The organism is Thioclava arctica (assembly GCF_040892615.1).
GTDB lineage: Bacteria > Pseudomonadota > Alphaproteobacteria > Rhodobacterales > Rhodobacteraceae > Thioclava > Thioclava arctica.
In genome coordinates, this window is sequence record NZ_JBFRYC010000006.1 from 223,760 (window position 1) to 241,943 (window position 18,184).

Genomic DNA, 18,184 nt, shown 5'->3' on the forward strand with positions numbered 1-18,184 from the left:
GCACGCCATGATCGCGGCGAAATCCAGAATCACTACGCAGGAGGGGATATGTCGCTTCAGGGAAAAACCGCCGTCATCACCGGGTCGAATTCGGGAATCGGGCTTGGAGTCGCGCGCGAATTGGCACGCGCGGGCGCCGATGTCGTGCTAAATTCGTTCACGGATCGCCCAGAGGATCACCAGCTTGCCACCGATCTGGGCGCGGAGTTTGGCGTCACGGCGCGTTATATCCAAGCCGATCTGTCCAATGGCGACCAGGCGCGCGCGCTGATCGAACAGGCCGGGCGTTGCGATATTCTGGTCAACAATGCCGGTATCCAGCATGTCGCCCCGATCGAGTCCTTCCCGGTCGCGACATGGGATCGCATCATCGCGATCATGCTCACCTCGGTCTTTCACACCACTGCCGTCGCGCTGCCGATGATGCGCAAGGCCGGCTGGGGACGCGTGGTGAATATCTCATCTGCGCACGGTCTGACCGCCTCGCCCTATAAATCGGCCTATGTGTCGGCCAAGCATGGCGTTGTCGGCTTTACCAAGGTCACGGCGCTGGAAACAGCCAAGGAAGACATCACCGCGAACGCGATTTGCCCGGGCTATGTAAAAACCCCGCTGGTCGAGGCGCAAATCCCTGATACGGCCAAAGAATACAACATGACCGAGCAAGAGGTGATCGAGCAAGTGATCCTCGCGCGCCAGCCCTCCAAGCAATTCGCCACGACCGAGCAAGTGGGCGGCACGGCCGTGTTCCTGTGCTCGGATGCAGCGGCACAGATCACCGGCACCACGATCTCGATCGATGGCGGCTGGACGGCGCTTTAGGCAAAGAGCGGCTGGGGGACGCTAACAGCCTCCCCCGGGATATTTGCGCAAATGCGAAGGGGCTATTTCGCACTTGTTCGACCTGCATCTGCGCCCTAGCTAGGCGCCATGACATCTGAAATCTTTTCTCCGGCTTTGCCACCACCGCCGCACGCGTTCAATATGGCGGCGCATGTTCTGGCCGCGGGTGCGCTGACGCCCGACAAGCTTGCGATGCAGATCGTGGGGCCTTCGGGGGCGCAGCGCTGGTCTTATGCGCGTCTGATTGCGGCGGTGCGCGGCGCGGGCACGTTGCTGTTACAGGCAGGTTTAGTGCCCGGTGATCGGCTGGTGTTGCGGCTGGGAAACGGGCCGGAGTTTCCGGTGGCGTTTCTGGGCGCGATTGCGGCGGGTCTGGTGCCGGTGCCCAGTTCGGCGCAATTGACGCGGGATGAGATCACCAAGCTCGCGCGCGATCTCGATCCGGCGGCGGTGATTGCCTCGCAGGGGGTCGCGCTGCCCGATCATCCGGCGCGGGTGATTGACGCGCAAACGTTGCGCAAAGCGCCCGACGCCCCGCCTTGCGATTTTGCGATGGGCGATCCCAATCGGCTTGCCTATATGATTTTCACCTCAGGCACCGGTGGTCAGGCGCGTGCGGTGATGCATGCCCATCGCGCGATCTGGGCGCGCCAGATGATGTTTGACGGCTGGTATGGCTTGGGCAAACAAGACCGACTGATGCATGCGGGCGCGTTCAACTGGACCTATACGCTGGGCACCGGGCTAATGGACCCGTGGACCGTGGGCGCGACCGCGTTGATCCCGGCTGAGGGCGTTGAACCGCGCAGCCTGCCGCTGTTGATAAAGCGCTTTGATGCAACGATTTTCGCCGCAGCGCCGGGGATTTATCGCCAGATTTTCAAGCATCACGACCATCTCGATTTACCGCATCTACGCCACGGACTAAGCGCCGGAGAGGCTTTGCCAGAGTCCACCCGCGCGGCATGGAATGAAGCAACCGGCACCAAGATTTACGAGGCGTTGGGCATGTCGGAATGCTCGACCTTCATCTCGGGCAGCCCCGCGCGCCCTGCCCCGCCCGGCACGACAGGCTATGCCCAAACCGGCCGCCACATCGCGGTTTTGAATGAGCAAGGCCAGCCGGTTGCGCGCGGCACGCCGGGCATGTTGGCGATTCATGACAGCGATCCAGGGCTGTATTTGGGCTATTGGAATGCACCGGAGGAAAGCGCTGCACGGCGTGTGGGCGCTTGGTTTCTGACGGGCGACACGGTTGCGATGGCCGAGGATGGCGCGATCACCTATCTTGGGCGCAGCTATGATATGCTCAATGCGGGCGGGTTTCGTGTCTCACCCCTTGAGATCGAAGAGGCGATGGCAGGATGCCCGGATGCGGGCGAGGTCGCCGCCATCGAGATTGACCTGCGCGCCGATGTCAGTGTGATCGCGCTGGCCTATACCGGCAGCGCCACGCACGATCAGCTGGCAACGCATGCCCAAACCTGTCTGGCGCGCTATAAGCAACCCCGCCTGTTTCGCCATTTCGACAGTTTGCCCCGCAATCGTAACGCCAAATTGCTGCGCAAAGAGATCCGCGCTATCTGGACGCAAGGAGATATATGATGATCCCGCTTGATATTTTCGCCGATCCGGTGTGCCCGTGGTGTTTGATTGGCAAGGCCCGGCTCGATAACGCGCTGGTGGCGCGTCCCGGACATCCGTTCGTGATCAGCTGGCAGCCGTTTCAACTGAACCCGACCATGCCAACCGAGGGCATGTCGCGCGCCGATTACCTGCAGGCCAAGTTCGGCCAAGACGGCGCGGTGAAAATGCATGTGCAACTTCTGGAAATCGCGCAGGCCGAGGGGATTGATTTCCACCCCGAGCGTGTGACCCATCAGCCCAATACGCGCGACGCGCATCGCCTGCTCTATTGGGCGGGGATTGAGCATGCCCAAGGCGCAGTGATGGAAGCGCTGTTGAGCGCGCATTGGCGCGAGGGGCGCGATATTTCCGATTCCGCGACGCTGTGTGAGATCGCGCGCGCAGCGGGAATGGATGGCGATTTGACAGCGCGGTTGCTGGCGTCAGATGCCGATCTCGACACCATTGCCAACAAAGAATCCCACGCCCGCCAACGCGGTATTTCTGCAGTGCCCACCTTTATCGTGGCCGAACGTCACGTCGTGTCGGGCGCGCAGCCTACGGATCTGTGGATCAAGGTCATTGATGAGTTAAGCAGCGCCCCGCCCGAGGCGACGCAACATTAACCCGCCTCCGCGTGAGCGCACAGGGGGCTGCGCGCGCCCCCCTCTGGCCTTTGGTGCGTATCGCTGTATTTTGTTCCCTCTCACCCTTTGCGCAAAGCTCCCATCCCATGTCTCAAACGTCCGGCGCGCCCACTGCGCGCTCTCCCTTGTCGCTGCCGGAATTGACGGTGATGCTGGCCTCGCTCACCGCGACGGTGGCGTTTTCCATCGACGCGATGATGCCCGCCCTGCCCCAGATCGCCGCCGAGCTAAGCCCCGATGCGATCAACCGCGCGCAACTTGTGCTGACGGCCTTCGTGTTGGGCATGGGGGTGGGCACGCTGTTTGCCGGGCCGATTTCGGATGCGATCGGGCGCAAGCTTACGATTGCGGGCGGTATCGCGATTTATATCGTGGGGGCGTTGATGGCGGCTCATGCGCAATCCCTTGAGGCGTTGCTGATAGCGCGCGTCGTGCAAGGGCTTGGCGCTGCGGCCCCCCGGATCACGGTGATGGCGCTGGTGCGCGACCTGTTTGCGGGGCGCGAAATGGCGCGGGTGACCTCGTTCATCATGATGATTTTCATTCTGGTGCCTGCGGTTGCGCCCTCGGTCGGGGCGATGATCATTTCGTTTTATGGCTGGCGCGGCGTGTTTTGGGCCTTCATCGTGTTCGGGCTGATCGGCGTAAGCTGGCTTTGGCTGCGCCAACCCGAAACGCTGGCGCCGGAGAACCGTCGCCCGCTGAGCGTGTCCAAACTGAGTGCGGCCGCGCGTGAGGTGCTCGCCCATTATGAGGTGCGCATCTATATCGTGACGATCACGCTGGGTTTTGGGCAGATGTTCGCGCTGCTCTCCTCGGCGCAACAGCTTTATGCCGCGCATGGTGTGACCGACACCTTCCCGATGTGGTTTGCGATGGGGGCCCTGCTGGCGGGCACGGGGTCGGTGTTCAACGCGCGCTACGTGATGCGGCTGGGCATGCGCAAGATCGTCAAGGCAAGCTATATCATGCAGATCATCGTCTCGAGTGTGATGCTGGTGCTGGTGCTGACCGGGCTGACTGCGGGCGCATCCGGCCTGCCGCTGGTCTTTCTGTATACCGTCAGCGTGTTCTGGATGGCGGGCGTGACCTTTGGCAATCTCAATGCGCTGGCGCTGGAGCATATGGGCCATATTGCGGGCATGGCAGCCTCAATTGTCACCGCGATTTCTACGGTGGGGGCTGTGCTGATTGCGGCCCCCGTGGGTCTGTTGTTCAACGGCACGGCGCTACCCATCGTGATTGCGACGCTTATCTGTTCCAGTCTTGCCTGGTGGTTGATCCGCAAGACACAAACGAGCTGACGGGCACGCGTTTGGCCGGGGTTGGGATGCCTCCGGCGGGAGTATTTCGGGCTAGATGAAAGGGCGCGGTTCAGGCCTTTTTCTTCTCGGACTGGATGACCTTTTCGGCCAGATCGCGGGCAATTGCGAAGGCGCCTTTGATCTTGTCCTTATCCGATTTCCAATCGCGCCGGATCACCAGTTTATTGTCTTTGACCTTCGCCAGATCGCGCTGCGCGGTGAGGTAATCCACCAGCCCTGCGGGGTCGGGGAATTTGTCATTGTGAAACTGCACCGTCGCGCCCTTGGGGCCGGCGTCAAGTTTGGCGATCTGCGCGCGTTTGCACATCGCCTTGATGCGCATCACCAGCAAGAGCGTGTTGACCTCTTTTGGCAGCGTGCCGAACCGGTCGATCAACTCGGCGGCAAAGCCTTCGAGTTCGACCTTGGTGGTCAAGCTTGAGAGGCGGCGATAGAGGCCGAGGCGGATGTCGAGATCGGGGATGAAGCTGTCGGGGATCATCACCGGCACGCCGAGATTGATTTGCGGCGACCAGTCGCCATCGCCGGTCTCGGTCAGCTCGCCCGATTTCAGCTTGGCAATCGTTTCTTCCAGCATCGCTTGATACAGCTCGTAGCCGACTTCCTTGATATGGCCCGATTGTTCTTCGCCCAGCAGATTGCCTGCGCCGCGCAGATCGAGGTCTTGCGCGGCCAGATTGAACCCCGCGCCAAGGCTGTCGAGCGAGCCAAGCAGCCGCAGCCGCTTTTGCGCTTGTGGCGTCAGCGGGCTGCGCGGTTTCGTTGTAAGGTAGCAATAGGCCCGCGTCTTGGCGCGCCCGACGCGGCCCCGGATCTGGTAAAGCTGGCTGAGGCCGAACATGTCGGCACGATGCACGATCATCGTGTTGGCGGTCGGAATATCCAGCCCGCTTTCCACGATGGTGGTCGCCAGCAGCACGTCATATTGCCCATCGTAAAAGGCGTTCATCCGGTCATCCAGCTCGCCCGCCGCGAGCTGCCCGTGGGCGACGAGATATTTCACCTCGGGGATGTGGGTTTTCAGGAAATCCTCAATTTCAGGAAGATCGGAAATCCGGGGAACGACGTAGAAACTTTGCCCGCCGCGATAATGTTCGCGCAGCAAGGCCTCGCGCAGCGTGACCGTGTCGAACTCCGACACATAGGTGCGGATCGCAAGGCGGTCGACGGGCGGCGTGCCGATGATCGACAGGTCGCGCACGCCGGTCAGCGACAGTTGCAAGGTGCGCGGGATCGGCGTGGCGGTCAGCGTCAATACATGGATTTCCGAGCGCATATCTTTCAGCCGTTCTTTATGCTGAACGCCGAAATGTTGTTCCTCATCAATAACTAACAGGCCAAGGTTGTGGAACTTCACCGATTTTGCCAGCACCGCATGGGTGCCGATCACGATATCGACGCTGCCATCGGCCAAGCCCTGACGCGTGGCGGCCGCCGCCTTGGCCGAGACAAACCGCGACAGGGGGCGCACGCTTAGCGCTGTGGCGCGAAAACGTTCAGCGAATGTCTTGTAATGCTGACGCGCGAGCAAAGTCGTGGGTGCGATCACCGCCACCTGCATGCCCGATTGCGCCGCGACAAAGGCCGCGCGCATCGCCACCTCGGTCTTGCCAAAGCCGACATCGCCCACGATCAACCGATCCATCGGCGTGCCCGATTTCAGATCTTCCACGACATCTTCGATGGCCGACATCTGATCGTCGGTTTCGGTATAGGGGAAGCGCGCCGCGAAAGCCTCCCATTCGTGATGGGGCACCTCAAGGAGCGGGGCGGTGCGCAAATGACGCTCGGCGGCGATGCGCATCAGCTTATCCGCGATCAGGCGGATGCGTTCCTTGAGCTTGGCCTTCTTCGCCTGCCAAGCGCCGCCGCCAAGACGATCAAGAAGCCCCTCCTCATGGCCATAGCGGCTGAGCAGTTCGATATTCTCGACGGGCAAATACAACCGATCCCCGCCCGCATATTCCAGCAAGACGCAATCATGGGGCGCACCCAGTGCGAGCACGGTTTCCAAGCCCTTGTAGCGCCCGACCCCGTGATCGACATGCACCACCAGATCGCCGGGGCTGAGCGAGCCATGCTCAGTCAGGAAATTCTCGGCCTTGCGCTTGCGCTTGGGCTTACTCACAAGGCGTTCGCCCAGAACGTCTTGCTCAGAAATCACCGTCAGATGGCGGTCCTCAAAGGGCGCTTCAAAGCCCTCATCCAGCGGCCAGACCGTCAGGTTCACGCCATCGCCAATGCCACGTGCATCCGAGATCAGCTTGGCGCCCGCCACCCCTTCATCTTCCATCAACCCCTTAAGGCGTTCACGCGCGCCCTCAGACCAGCTGGCAATGACCACCGGGCCGCGCGCCAATCTTGCCTGAACATGATCCTTCAAGGCGCTGAAAAGACTTAGATTTTCAACTTGACGCTCGGGGGCGAAATTGCGCCCGATCCGCCCACCTGCATCCAGCACACCGGGACCGGGCGGGGCCGAGATCACCTGCAGGCGCAACACGCGGCGCGGTGCAAGCGTGGCCGCCCACGCATCGGGATCAAGATAAAGCAGCTTGGGCGGCGCGGGTTTGTAGACGGAATCCAAACGGTCGCGGCGCGTCATCGCCTCGCGCCGGGTGTCATATTGATCCGCGATCCCTTCCCAGCGGCTTTGCTGGGCCGGGCCGGTCTGATCGTCCAGCATCACCGCGGCGTCGGGAAGATAGTCGAACAATGTCTCAAGCCGGTCGTGGAAGAAGCCCAGCCAATGCTCCATCCCGGCATGTTTGCGCCCGACCGAAACTGCCTCATAAAGCGGATCATCCGCGCCGCCCGCGCCAAATTCCACGCGATAATTCTGGCGAAACCGCGCGATCGAGGGCTCATCCATCAGCACCTCGCTGACAGGGGCCAGTTCGATCCCGGGCAGCTTTTGCGTGGTGCGCTGGCTGACCGGATCAAAGCCGCGCGCGTCATCAAGCACATCGCCAAACAGATCAAGGCGCACCGGGCCGCCTTCGCCGGGCGGGAAAATGTCGATGATGCCGCCACGCAGCGCGTAATCGCCGGGCTCGGACACGGTCGAGGCTTGCGAGAACCCCATCCGCACAAGGAAATCGCGCAACGCCGCCTCGTCGATGCGCTGACCGACACGGGCGGAGAAACTCGCCCCTTGCAGCACTTCACGCGCGGGCACGCGCTGCATCGCGGCTGACAATGTGGTGAGCAAAACAAACGGGCCCGGCATGCCCGCGCCCAAAGCTGCCAGCGTCGCCATGCGCGTGGCCGAGATATCGGGATTGGGCGAGACGCGGTCATAGGGCAGACAATCCCAAGCCGGGAAATCCAGCACCACCGCATCGGGTGCGAAAAACGCCAAGGCCGCGCGCATCGCCGCCAATCGGCGATCATCGCGCGCAATATGAATGACCGGGCGCCCCTTGCCCAGTTCGCGCGCGATCAGCGCGGCGTCATAGCCCTCGGGGGCGCCAGAAAGTATAAATTGTTCCATGCTCTTGCGAGGTATCCGCCCAGCCCGTCATGTCAAGCCCGCTTAGAACAGCGCCGAAAAACGCAAGTTCTGAAACATGCCCCAAAACGAGGTTACAATGATGGCTGCGATCCCGATGGCCTGCACCCAAACACGGTGACGCGACAGCGCGCGGATCACCAGATCAGAGCCAAGACCATCGCCCGATTGTGCGCACAGCCGATGCGCCAAACTCATGCTAAGCGCAAAGACCGCGCTCAACGGCAGTGCAAACAGAAACACGGCCTGCGCAATTTCGGCACCGTAGAAAAACCCGGTAAAGCCCAGAAAACTTAGCAAGAACGGGAAGACAATCGCGATTGCAACGCCTGCATCCGCCCAGATGACATTCAGTCGGCGCGCATTGATCAGGGTCAGGGTCACCAGATCGTTCTCGGCTTGCGCCCCTTTGCGGCGCGCCCGCCCGACCATGTCCCACGGAACCCCCAGCACCCAATGCGAGGCCGAAGACCACACGACAGCCAACGCGATCCAATACCAAAGATTGGAAAAACTGCGCATGTCGATTAATTTCGCGATAATCTCGAAGATGTTCACGCGCGCCCCTCTCTGTTGCCCGAATGCCCAGACGTGCTTGTCTAGACCAGCCGGAGCGCAAGAAAAAGATGCAAAGCCGCATCGCGAAGGCGGGTGTTGCGCGCATGCTTGATTGCGCGCGCTATCCGTGGCACCTCCATAGCGACCATTACGGAGCTCAAGATGACGCCGATCCTGCCGCCTTTCCCCCATTCCCGCCTGCGCCGTTTGCGGCGAACCCCTGCCTTGCGCGATCTGGCACAGGAAAACCGGTTGAGCGTGAAAGACCTGATCTGGCCGATCTTCATCACCGATGTGGCGGGGGCCGATGTCGAAGTGCCCTCAATGCCGGGCGTGTTTCGACACACGCTTGAGGGGGCCGTGCGCGCCGCTGAGGGGGCTGCGCGCCTTGGTATCCCCGCAATTTGCCTGTTTCCCTATACCGATCCGGCGGTGAAAACCGAAGGCTGCGAAGAAGCCTGGAACCCTGAAAATATCACCAACCGAGTGATCCGGGCGATCAAGGCTGCGGTGCCCGAAATCGCGATCATGACCGATATCGCGCTCGATCCCTATAACGCGAACGGCCATGACGGGCTGGTGCGAGATGGCGAGATCATCAATGATGAAACCGTTGAATGCCTTGTGCGAATGGCGATCGCGCAGGCCGATGCGGGGGCTGATATTCTGGGCCCCTCGGATATGATGGATGGACGGATCGGTGCGATGCGTGCCGCCCTTGAGGCCAGTGGGCATCGCGATGTCACGATCCTCAGCTATGCGGCGAAATACGCGAGCGGTTTTTACGGGCCGTTTCGCGATGCGGTGGGGGCAAGCGGCGCGCTTAAGGGTGACAAGAAAACCTATCAGATGAACCCCGCCAACGCGGATGAGGCAATCCGGCTGGTCGCGCGCGATCTCGCCGAGGGCGCGGATATGGTGATGGTCAAGCCGGGGATGCCCTACCTTGATATTTGCCGCCGCGTGAAAGACCAGTTCGGCGTGCCGACCTATGCCTATCAAGTGTCGGGCGAATACGCGATGGCGATGGCGGCGGTGCAAAACGGCTGGCTCGATCATGATCAGATCATGATGGAAAGCCTGATGTCGTTTCGCCGCGCGGGCTGTGACGGGGTGCTGACCTATTTCGCGCCAAAGGCGGCTAAACTCTTGGCCAATCTCTAGGCAGGGTTTCGCCACAAAGGCGTGAGATGTATCAAGAAGAAGTGACATTGCGGGTTGCATACCCTATAATTTGTGTCAGTCGGTCAGAATAAGACCGTTTCGGCCCGATCATAGCGGGCATATGAGCGGAGCAGAACGAACATGACGAAACTTTCCAGACGGTCGCTTCTGGCGATGGGCGGCGCAGGGCTGACGCTGGCAGCTTGCGGCAATGGCATTGGCAATACTGGCGCAGTCCAGCTTGACGCGCGCGTCGATGCGACGCGCAGCTTTTTGCTAAACAAATATCCCGGCACCAGAGAACTTGAACAAAAAGCGGTTGGCGTTTTGTGGATGCCCCTGATGACCGAGGCGGGCTTTGGCTTTGGCGGTTCGTATGGGCGTGGCGCGCTGCGCATCAACAATGTGACGGTCGATTATTACTCGGCAGCATCGGCCAGCTTCGGGTTTCAAATCGGCGCACAGCAATATGCCCATGCGCTGTTCTTCATGACCCCCGAGGCCCTGGCGGGCTTCCGCAAATCGGATGGCTGGCAACTTGGGGCGGATGCGCGCTATGCGCTGCCGGATGGGGGCGGTGCGGTGAATGCCTCGACGCTGACCTCGACCGCGCCGGTGATTGCGCTGGTCTTTGGCCAATCCGGCTTGATCGCAGGCGCCTCATTGGCTGGCACGAAGTACACGCGAATTATCCCATGATTTCGGCCCCTTAGGGCGCGCCCTTAACGTAGAACATAAAGAAAGCCCCGCAAGACTTTGACTTGCGGGGCTTTCTTTAGTTCGACGCTAGGATTCAGCCGCCAAGAATAACGCTGACGTAGTTTTTGGTCTCTTGATAGGGCGGTACGCCGCCATGTTTCTGCACCGCCTCCGGTCCGGCATTATAAGCCGCCAAGGCCAAACGCCAGCTGCCAAAGCGGTCATACATCATACGCAGATAGCGCGCGCCGCCTTCCAGATTTTGTGCCGGATCACGCGGATCAACCCCCAGCTTTGCGGCGGTTGCAGGCATCAACTGCGCCAGACCATGCGCGCCAGCATGCGAGCGCGCCGAGGGGTTCCAGCCACTTTCCTGCTGCACGAGGCGCAAGAACAGATTTTCAGGGATGCTGTGGCGTGCGGCTGCGGCTTTGGCAATGCTGAAATATTGCCCGCGATATTTACCGCTGTAACTGGGCGCGGTTTCACTGCCCGCACTGGCCAGTTTTTTCGCCCCCGGCTGCAGGCGTGTGGAATGCTCGTATTGCTGCGCGCCGCGCGTATCAAGAATGTGCAATTGATTGCGAAACAACATCGTGCGCGACTTCGAAGAGTTTGCGCTCAGACGCAGCCCCTCGGCCTGCGCGATCATTGGACTTACGATCACCGCAGCCCCCAAAATCGCCCCGATAAACCTACGCATCGGCCACCCTTACGTTCACCACCCCAGTGTTCTCTGCCTTGCACTATAGGCGAGGACGCCAAAAGTTAAACCAAAAGCGATATTTGATCGGCAAAGACTCGCCTACGAACTGCCCCGAGCGGGATCTTTTGCAAGCTGTTGCCGCGTTGCATCATCCTCCAAAGGGCCGTTGAACAGGTCTTCGACAAAGACCGAAACGAGCTGCGCACGCCCCGAAACGCCAGCCTTGCGATAGAGCGCATTCAACTGCGATTTCACCGTCGCCTCCGAAGATCCGCGCAAACCAGCCGTTTCAGCGATGGAAAATCCCTTGATCGTAAAGCCCGCAACATCGGCCTCGGCTGCCGTCAGCCCCCAGCTTGAGAACTGATCGCTCATCAGCTGCGCCATTGCCCCCCGCGCCACCGAAATCGCGCGATCTGCGATCGCCTGACGGCGCAGCAACGTCCAAAGCACGCGGGCCTCAACTACGATTGCCGCAACCAAACCAAGATTGGCGAACAGCTCGATATTGAGATGCCCGGTGAAATGCCCGGCATCACGGTAATCGCCGAGAACATCCATAAAGAACACAAAATTGCACCCCGCCTGCACCACGATCAACGCAGCCAACCCGGCTTCTTTTGTCCAAAGCGTCAGGCGCGCGCGTGTGACTGCCATACCTTTGTTACCTTTCGTCACGCCGGAAATCTTTTCTGCCCGTGATCATTGCGCGCGCGAGATTGACCCGCAAGCGAAGGCTTTCGTAGATCACGGCAGCAATATGGGCTGCAATCGAAAACTCGGCCCAGTTCACAGCAATTTCATGCAGATCTTTGGGCCATTTGACCCCCCAATAGGCATCGGTTGTCATCAGCCACCCCGAACCAGCGATCACCAAAAGCGTCACCAGCAGGTTGTAGATCATCAACGCGCCAAGGGGCGAGTGCCCGATATGGGCGTGGCGGCGCCCGGTCGCCATGTCGCGCAGCTGGCTGAGCGCGCCTGCAGCCGAGGGCGGAAAGTCGCGAAAGCGCGCATGGCGCGAGCCAAACACCCCCCAAAGGATACGCGCGCCGACCAGCCCGGCGATGCTATAGCCAATCCAATGGTGCAAATCATGCTTGGGCGAAGTGAAGAACGCATTGGCCACAAACAACCCCGCGACGGACCAATGAAACAGGCGCACGAACGGGTCCCAGACGCGGTGACTGGTCTGGGTTTTGGTGTCAGCATCGGGTCTGGAACCGGGGCGGTCGAGCGCGGTGATCTCGCTGAAAACGGCATCTTTCTGGGCCATGGCGGCACTCTCCTATCAGGGGATGGGGTGGGCCGGGATATTCCCGGCCCGAGCAAGAGCGATCAGTTATTGTCGCCTTTATGCTGCACCTGCTTGAGGGTCTTGTTGTCGAAATACATCTCCATCCGCTTGCCATCCTTGAGCGCGTAAACCTCGATCAACCCGCCCTCCATTTCCATCCGGCGCAGCTTGTAGCCTTGCGCGCTCAGCTGGGTCTGGAGCGCTTTCTCTTTGGCCGGATCGACCCGGCTTTCGGCCATCGCGGGCAGGCTCGAAGCGGCGGCAATCAACATGGCTGCAGCGATCAGGGTGTAGTTTTTCATTGGCTCAATTCCTCATGTCAGCGCCGGTGCGGGACCATCCCGAACCGGTGGGGCCGATCTGGCCCCGGGCGCTGACAGCCTCTATCGGAGGAAGGATTGAGAGCGGGGGCAAAGCCGGCCATCCAACCAAAGGTGCACGCGGAAATCTGCCGTATTTCGCACCCAAGCAGCGGGAAGCTGCCCCTACCCTCTGGGGCATGGCTGCTTTATACCAATGCGAACTTATTCAGAATCGCCGCGCCTCAGGACAAGCGCGGCTCACATCACGCGGGAGGTGCGCATGGCAGGCAGCGTCAACAAGGTCATTTTAATCGGTAATCTGGGGCGCGACCCCGAGGTGCGGACCTTTTCCAATGGCGGCAAAGTGTGCAATCTGCGCATCGCCACCTCGGAAACCTGGCGCGACAAATCCAGCGGCGAGCGCAAGGAGCGTACCGAGTGGCATTCCGTCGCGATCTTCTCGGAACCGCTGGCCAAGGTGGCCGAGCAATATCTGCGCAAAGGCTCGAAAGTTTACATCGAAGGCCAGCTTGAGACGCGCAAATGGCAAGATCAATCCGGTCAGGATCGCTATTCGACCGAGGTCGTCCTGCGCCCCTATTCCAGCACCTTGACCATGCTTGATGGCCCCTCTGGCGGTGGCTCGGGCGGGGGTGATGGCGGCGGCTATGGCGGACCGTCCTCGGGCGGCGGCGGCGGGCGCGACGATGGTGGCTATGGTGGCCCGTCAAGCGGTGGGTCGTCCTCGGGTGGACCGTCCTCGGGTGGTGGTGGTGGCCGCTCTGACTTTGACGACGAAATTCCGTTCTGATCCTAAAGGGGGCCACGTGCCCCCTTTTTTAATGCGCAGCGCATTCCGACGCGGCATCTATCTTGTGTCTTGACCGATCCTCTTTGGGGCGCAATTAGGGTGCTTATGACAGATGCGAGCAAGCTTCCCTTTTCCAGCGCCTCGGGTCCCTCCGGGACGCGCCTTGTCCTCCCCGATCTTGCGCGCGCGATCGCGCTGATCGGCATGGCGATCTTTCATTTCACTTTCGATTTGCAGAATTTCGCCTTTATCGCGCCGGGCACGATTTTCACCCCGGGATGGGAGATCTTCGGGCGCGCTGTGGCGGGCAGTTTCGTGTTGCTCGCCGGGGTCAGTCTGGTTCTGGCGCATAGCAAAGGCCTGCGCACACGCCCCTTTCTGACCCGTCTAGCCAAGCTGGTTGCCGCAGCAGCACTGGTTAGCATTGCCACCTATTTGATGATGCCCAGCGTCTTCATCTATTACGGCATCCTGCATTCCATCGCGGTAAGCTCGGTGATTGGGGCGCTGCTGCTACGCTTGCCTTGGGCGGCGCTGGCGGCACTTGGGGTGGCGGTGCTTTGGGTGCATCTGGACTATGCCAGCCCCGCGTTTAACCACCCTGCCCTGTGGTGGTTGGGGTTGTCGACGCAGTGGCGTCCTTCGATTGATTTCGAGCCCGTGCTGCCTTGGCTTGCGCCGTTTCTTTGGGGCATGGCAGTTGCCAAGCTGGCGGCGCGCCAAGGGTGGCTGGCGCGCGCGCCGCGCTATCGGATCGGCACGCAGGGGCGCGCGATGCGTGTGGCGCTGTTTGCCGGGCGCCACACATTGCCGATTTATCTGATCCACCAGCCCGTGCTGTTTGGGGCAACGTGGATCGCCTATCAGCTACTGGGCTGATCAGCCCAGTTTGCGCAACCGCGCGATCAGTGAGGACGTATCCCAACGCGCCCCGCCCATCGCCTGAACCTCTTTGTAAAACTGATCGACCAGTGCGGTGACGGGCAGGCTTGCGCCAATCTCATCGCCGGTTTGCAAACAGATTTTGAGATCCTTGCGCATCCAATCCACGGCAAAACCGTGATCGAATTTGTCGTCCGCCATGGTTTGATAGCGGTTGGACATCTGCCATGACCCGGCGGCCCCCTGAGAGATCACCTCGACCACGGCGGGAATATCGAGCCCGGCTTTTTCCGCGAAGTTCAGGCTTTCCGACAGCCCCTGAACCAGCCCAGCAATCGCGATCTGGTTGCACATCTTGGTGACCTGACCCGCGCCGCTATCACCCAGACGGCGGCAAATCTTGGCATAGGCGGCGATCACCGGCTCGGCCTTGTCATAGGCGACCTGCTCGCCACCACACATCACCGAAAGCTGGCCGTTTTCGGCCCCCGCCTGCCCGCCCGAGATCGGCGCATCAATGAAGGAGACGCCATGGCCCTTGGCCTCGCCAAACAATTCGCGCGTGACGGCAGCGGACACCGTGGTGTGATCGACGAAAATCGCGCCCGTCTTCATGCCCTTGAACGCGCCATCCTTGCCCAGACAGACATCGCGCAGATCATCGTCATTGCCCACGCAGGACATTACGAAATCCGCACCTTGCGCCGCCTCGCGCGGGCTGGGTGCATGCGCGCCACCATGCTGCGCGACCCAGGCCTCAGATTTCGTGGCCGTGCGATTGTAAACCGTGACCTCATGGCCTGCCGCCTGCAGATGCCCCGCCATCGGGTAACCCATCACCCCAAGACCCAGAAATGCCAGTTTCGCCATCATGCTCTCCCTTGCGTGAATTGCGCACAAGTGCGTTGATTGGCGCTCATGCGTTGATTGTGCAGTCACGCTCATCTAGTAACGCGCGCATCGGGGGCGTCAACCAAAGCGCCCCATCAAGGGAACGTGAGGGGCGATGTATCAGGCATTTCGGTGGGGTGTGCGGCTGATTTTGGCGGCAATCGTGGGCATCGTCCTGCTGGGCGGGTTGGTTTGGTTTTTTGCCTCGCGTTCGCTGCCCGATTATAACGCCACCTATAAGGTCGAAGGGTTGCAAGCCCCCGTCGAGATCGTGCGCAACACCGAGGACGTGCCCCATATCTTTGGCCATGATGACCCGGATGTGTTCTTCGCCCTCGGTCTGGCGCATGCGCAGGATCGGCTGTGGCAGATGCTGTTGCTGCGGCGCACCGTGCAGGGGCGTTTGTCGGAAATGTTTGGCTCCAAGACGCTGAAGACGGACGAGCTGATGCGTCGGCTGGGGCTTTATGATGCCGCCGTGTCTTCGGTTTCGGCGCAAGATGACTACACCAAGGCCGCGCTGGAAGCCTATGCGCGCGGCATCAATCAGTGGATCGAGATCGTCAACAAAGGCGCCATGGGGCGTGGCGCGCCCGAGTTCTTCCTGTTTGACGCCAAGATCAGCTATTGGACGCCTGCGGATTCGCTGGCGATCCTGAAACTGATGGCCGTGCAGCTTTCCAGCCAGTTGCAAGACGAAGTGCTGCGCGCGCGCGTCTCGATGCTGGGGCAAGGCTGGGTGAATGACATCATGCCCGATGATCCCGAGCAGGCCACCGCCACTCTGCCCAGCTATGCCAGCCTGTTCCCGACCATGCCGCGCGGCATTCAGGTCGCCCAAGGCGAATCCGAGGGCGCGCTTTCACCCTTCCCGGCGCGCGATATGGCGGGGGCCTCGAATGCTTGGGCGGCGGCCCCGGATCGCTCGGCGGCGGGGGGCTCGCTTTTGGCCAATGACCCGCATCTGGGGCTGACGGCCCCTTCAATCTGGTATCTGGCGCGTCTGCAGTTGCAGGGCGGCGGCATCATCGGGGGCACGATTGCGGGAATGCCGCTGGTACTGTCGGGGCGCAACAAGGATCTGGGCTGGGGGCTGACCACGGCCTATGTCGATGATCAGGATCTGCATATCGAACAGCTCGATCCCAAAGATCCCACCCAATACCGCACGCCCGACGGCTTTAAAAAGTTCAAAACCAAGCGCGTGATCATCAATGTCAAAGACGCCAAGCCCGTCACGATCACCCTGCGCTGGACGGATAATGGACCGGTGCTGCCGGGCAGCCATTTTGATCTGGCCACGATAACGCCGCCCAATTCGGTCGTCTCACTGGATTGGACCGCCTTTGACCCCCATGACACCTCAATGTCGGGCGCGATGGGGCTGATGCGGTCACATTCGATCGCCGAGGCGCTCAAGGCGACCGCCGAAGTCGTGGCCCCGGCGCAAAATATCACGATGGCGGACAAGACCGGCGTGGCACTGGTCACGGCGGGGCGCATTCCGCTGCGCGATCCGGGCAATGTCACGCAAGGGCGGATGCCCAGCCCCGGTTGGGAGGAAAAGAACCGCTGGCATGGCTATCTGCCCTTCAAGGACAATCCGCAATTCATCGACCCCAAGGGTGGGATCGTGCTGAACACCAATAACAAGACGGTGGACCGCCCCTTCCCCTATAATGTCAGCTTCCACTGGGGCGATACGCAGCGCATCCAGCGTCTCAGCAAACTGCTGGGCGAGCGTGAGGTGCATTCGCGCGACAGCTTTATCTCAGCCCAGCTTGATACGGTCAGCCCGGCGGCGCGCGGCCTGCTGCCGCTGGTGGGCGCGAACCTGTGGTTTACCGGCGACCCGGCCCCCGAAGGCACGCCCGAGCGGCAGCGCCAGCGCGCGTTGGAATTGCTGGCAAGCTGGGATGGCGAAATGAGCGAACACCTCCCCGAGCCACTGATCTACGCCGCTTGGATGCGCGAACTGCAAAACCGACTAATCCGCGACGAGCTGGGGCCGCTGGCCAAGAAATTCACCCATCTCGAGCCTGTCTTCATCGAGCGGGTGTTTCGCAATACCGATGGCGCGAGCCGTTGGTGCGACATCCTCCAATCTGCCCCGAAAGAGACCTGCACCGATATCGCACGCCAGTCCCTTGATGCCGCGCTGCTGGATCTGACCAAGAAATACGGGCCCAATGTCGAAAGCTGGCGCTGGGGCGATGCCCATATCGCCGAGCAGGATCACCCCGTCTTAGGCAAGGTTCCGGGGCTGAAATGGTTCGTCAATATTCGCCAATCGACCTCGGGGGGGGATTTCACCTTGATGCGCGGTGAAATGCGCGGCGGCGATGGTCCGGATTCCTACGCCAATGTCCACGCGGCGGGCTATCGCGAAGTGCTTGATTTCGCCGATCCCGATTCCTCGGTGTTTATCATTTCAACCGGGCAGTCGGGCCATCCGCTGAGCAGCCATTATGATGATCTCTCCGAACTCTGGCGCTCGGGCGACTATATCCCGATGTCGCTGGACCCGGCACTGGCGCGTGCAGCGGCGGTGGGCACGACGCATTTGATCCCGCAAGCCGCCAAGCCATAGGTGGCTTGGGCGTGGGATACCTGGCTGTGAGGGATTTCGGGGCTGAGGAAAGGCGGCTGCTCGGCCGATAACAGCTCATTCGCATAGGGTGAGGCGAAGAAACTCCAAATGGGCGGCGGGACCAGTTATATTAAATTATGGGCGTCAGTTCTTTTTCATGATCTACGCCAGTTTCGTCATCCCATTGAAGCTTGATGTGGCCGCTGGGACCGGCTCTGTTGCACAAATCCGGTAGGGATTCATGTCGTGAATCCAGTGTGGTAGCTGATGGGCATGAGCAAACCGACAGCACCGACCTACAAGACAACGAATTGGACTGCCTATAATGAGGC

General features: G+C 60.9%; 16 protein-coding genes. 9 read left to right on the top strand and 7 right to left on the bottom strand.

The features are described 5' to 3' along the window. Positions 1-48: 48 nt before the first annotated feature. The 4 genes from AB4874_RS12275 to AB4874_RS12290 all read left to right on the top strand — a co-directional run bounded on the left by AB4874_RS12275 (position 49) and on the right by AB4874_RS12290 (position 4,420). Entirely contained in the window at positions 49-822 is a 774-nt protein-coding gene (locus AB4874_RS12275; RefSeq protein WP_368392188.1) for a 3-hydroxybutyrate dehydrogenase, read from the top strand. A 108-nt stretch (positions 823-930) separates the two neighbouring features. After that, positions 931-2,448, top strand: a complete 1,518-nt coding sequence (locus AB4874_RS12280) for a class I adenylate-forming enzyme family protein (protein ID WP_368392189.1) — start codon at positions 931-933, stop codon at positions 2,446-2,448. Continuing rightward, positions 2,448-3,095: a DsbA family oxidoreductase gene (locus AB4874_RS12285; RefSeq protein ID WP_368392190.1), complete on the top strand. Its 648-nt coding sequence runs from the start codon at positions 2,448-2,450 to the stop codon at positions 3,093-3,095. Before AB4874_RS12280 ends, AB4874_RS12285 begins: the two co-directional genes overlap by 1 nt. 107 nt (positions 3,096-3,202) lie before the next feature. After that, on the top strand, positions 3,203-4,420 hold the full coding sequence (locus AB4874_RS12290) for a multidrug effflux MFS transporter (protein ID WP_295531459.1): 1,218 nt from the start codon (positions 3,203-3,205) through the stop codon (positions 4,418-4,420). 70 nt (positions 4,421-4,490) lie between these two features. Here AB4874_RS12290 and mfd read toward each other — a convergent pair whose 3' ends face one another. Then, entirely contained in the window at positions 4,491-7,934 is a 3,444-nt protein-coding gene (mfd, locus tag AB4874_RS12295) for a transcription-repair coupling factor (RefSeq protein WP_368392191.1), read from the bottom strand. 42 nt (positions 7,935-7,976) lie between these two features. Then, positions 7,977-8,510 (bottom strand): component of SufBCD complex, encoded by a 534-nt coding sequence (locus AB4874_RS12300; RefSeq protein WP_368392192.1) that lies wholly within the window; start codon positions 8,508-8,510, stop codon positions 7,977-7,979. A gap of 162 nt (positions 8,511-8,672) precedes the next feature. Between AB4874_RS12300 and hemB the strand changes: the two genes are divergently transcribed. Together hemB and AB4874_RS12310 are read left to right on the top strand one after the other, a co-directional pair. Beyond that, positions 8,673-9,674, top strand: a complete 1,002-nt coding sequence (hemB, locus tag AB4874_RS12305; protein ID WP_368392193.1) for a porphobilinogen synthase — start codon at positions 8,673-8,675, stop codon at positions 9,672-9,674. Between the two features lie 141 nt (positions 9,675-9,815). Continuing rightward, a complete protein-coding gene (locus tag AB4874_RS12310; RefSeq protein ID WP_295531470.1) occupies positions 9,816-10,373 on the top strand; it encodes a lipid-binding SYLF domain-containing protein in 558 nt (185 codons plus the stop codon). 94 nt (positions 10,374-10,467) lie between these two features. Here the strand turns inward: AB4874_RS12310 and AB4874_RS12315 are convergent, their stop codons facing one another. The 4 genes from AB4874_RS12315 to AB4874_RS12330 form a co-directional block, all read right to left on the bottom strand. Continuing rightward, complete coding sequence (locus tag AB4874_RS12315) at positions 10,468-11,076, bottom strand: lytic transglycosylase domain-containing protein (RefSeq protein ID WP_295531473.1); 609 nt, start codon at positions 11,074-11,076, stop codon at positions 10,468-10,470. Positions 11,077-11,178: 102 nt separating this feature from the next. Further along, on the bottom strand, positions 11,179-11,736 hold the full coding sequence (locus tag AB4874_RS12320) for a helix-turn-helix transcriptional regulator (protein ID WP_295531476.1): 558 nt from the start codon (positions 11,734-11,736) through the stop codon (positions 11,179-11,181). A 7-nt stretch (positions 11,737-11,743) separates the two neighbouring features. After that, positions 11,744-12,355 (bottom strand): cytochrome b/b6 domain-containing protein, encoded by a 612-nt coding sequence (locus AB4874_RS12325; RefSeq protein ID WP_368392194.1) that lies wholly within the window; start codon positions 12,353-12,355, stop codon positions 11,744-11,746. 62 nt (positions 12,356-12,417) lie between these two features. After that, positions 12,418-12,678: a PepSY domain-containing protein gene (locus AB4874_RS12330; protein ID WP_295531483.1), complete on the bottom strand. Its 261-nt coding sequence runs from the start codon at positions 12,676-12,678 to the stop codon at positions 12,418-12,420. Between the two features lie 280 nt (positions 12,679-12,958). On the opposite strand from AB4874_RS12330, the gene ssb reads away from it, so the two are divergent. Together ssb and AB4874_RS12340 are read left to right on the top strand one after the other, a co-directional pair. Beyond that, complete coding sequence (gene ssb, locus AB4874_RS12335) at positions 12,959-13,489, top strand: single-stranded DNA-binding protein (RefSeq protein WP_368392195.1); 531 nt, start codon at positions 12,959-12,961, stop codon at positions 13,487-13,489. Between the two features lie 105 nt (positions 13,490-13,594). Beyond that, positions 13,595-14,368, top strand: coding sequence for a heparan-alpha-glucosaminide N-acetyltransferase (locus tag AB4874_RS12340; protein WP_368392196.1), 774 nt, complete (start codon positions 13,595-13,597; stop codon positions 14,366-14,368). Here the strand turns inward: AB4874_RS12340 and AB4874_RS12345 are convergent, their stop codons facing one another. Continuing rightward, positions 14,369-15,316, bottom strand: coding sequence for an NAD(P)-dependent oxidoreductase (locus AB4874_RS12345; RefSeq protein WP_368392197.1), 948 nt, complete (start codon positions 15,314-15,316; stop codon positions 14,369-14,371). It lies immediately after the preceding gene. A gap of 61 nt (positions 15,317-15,377) precedes the next feature. Here AB4874_RS12345 and AB4874_RS12350 point away from each other — a divergent pair, with 61 nt between their 5' ends. Further along, positions 15,378-17,852, top strand: a complete 2,475-nt coding sequence (locus AB4874_RS12350) for a penicillin acylase family protein (protein WP_368392198.1) — start codon at positions 15,378-15,380, stop codon at positions 17,850-17,852. Positions 17,853-18,184: the final 332 nt, after the last annotated feature.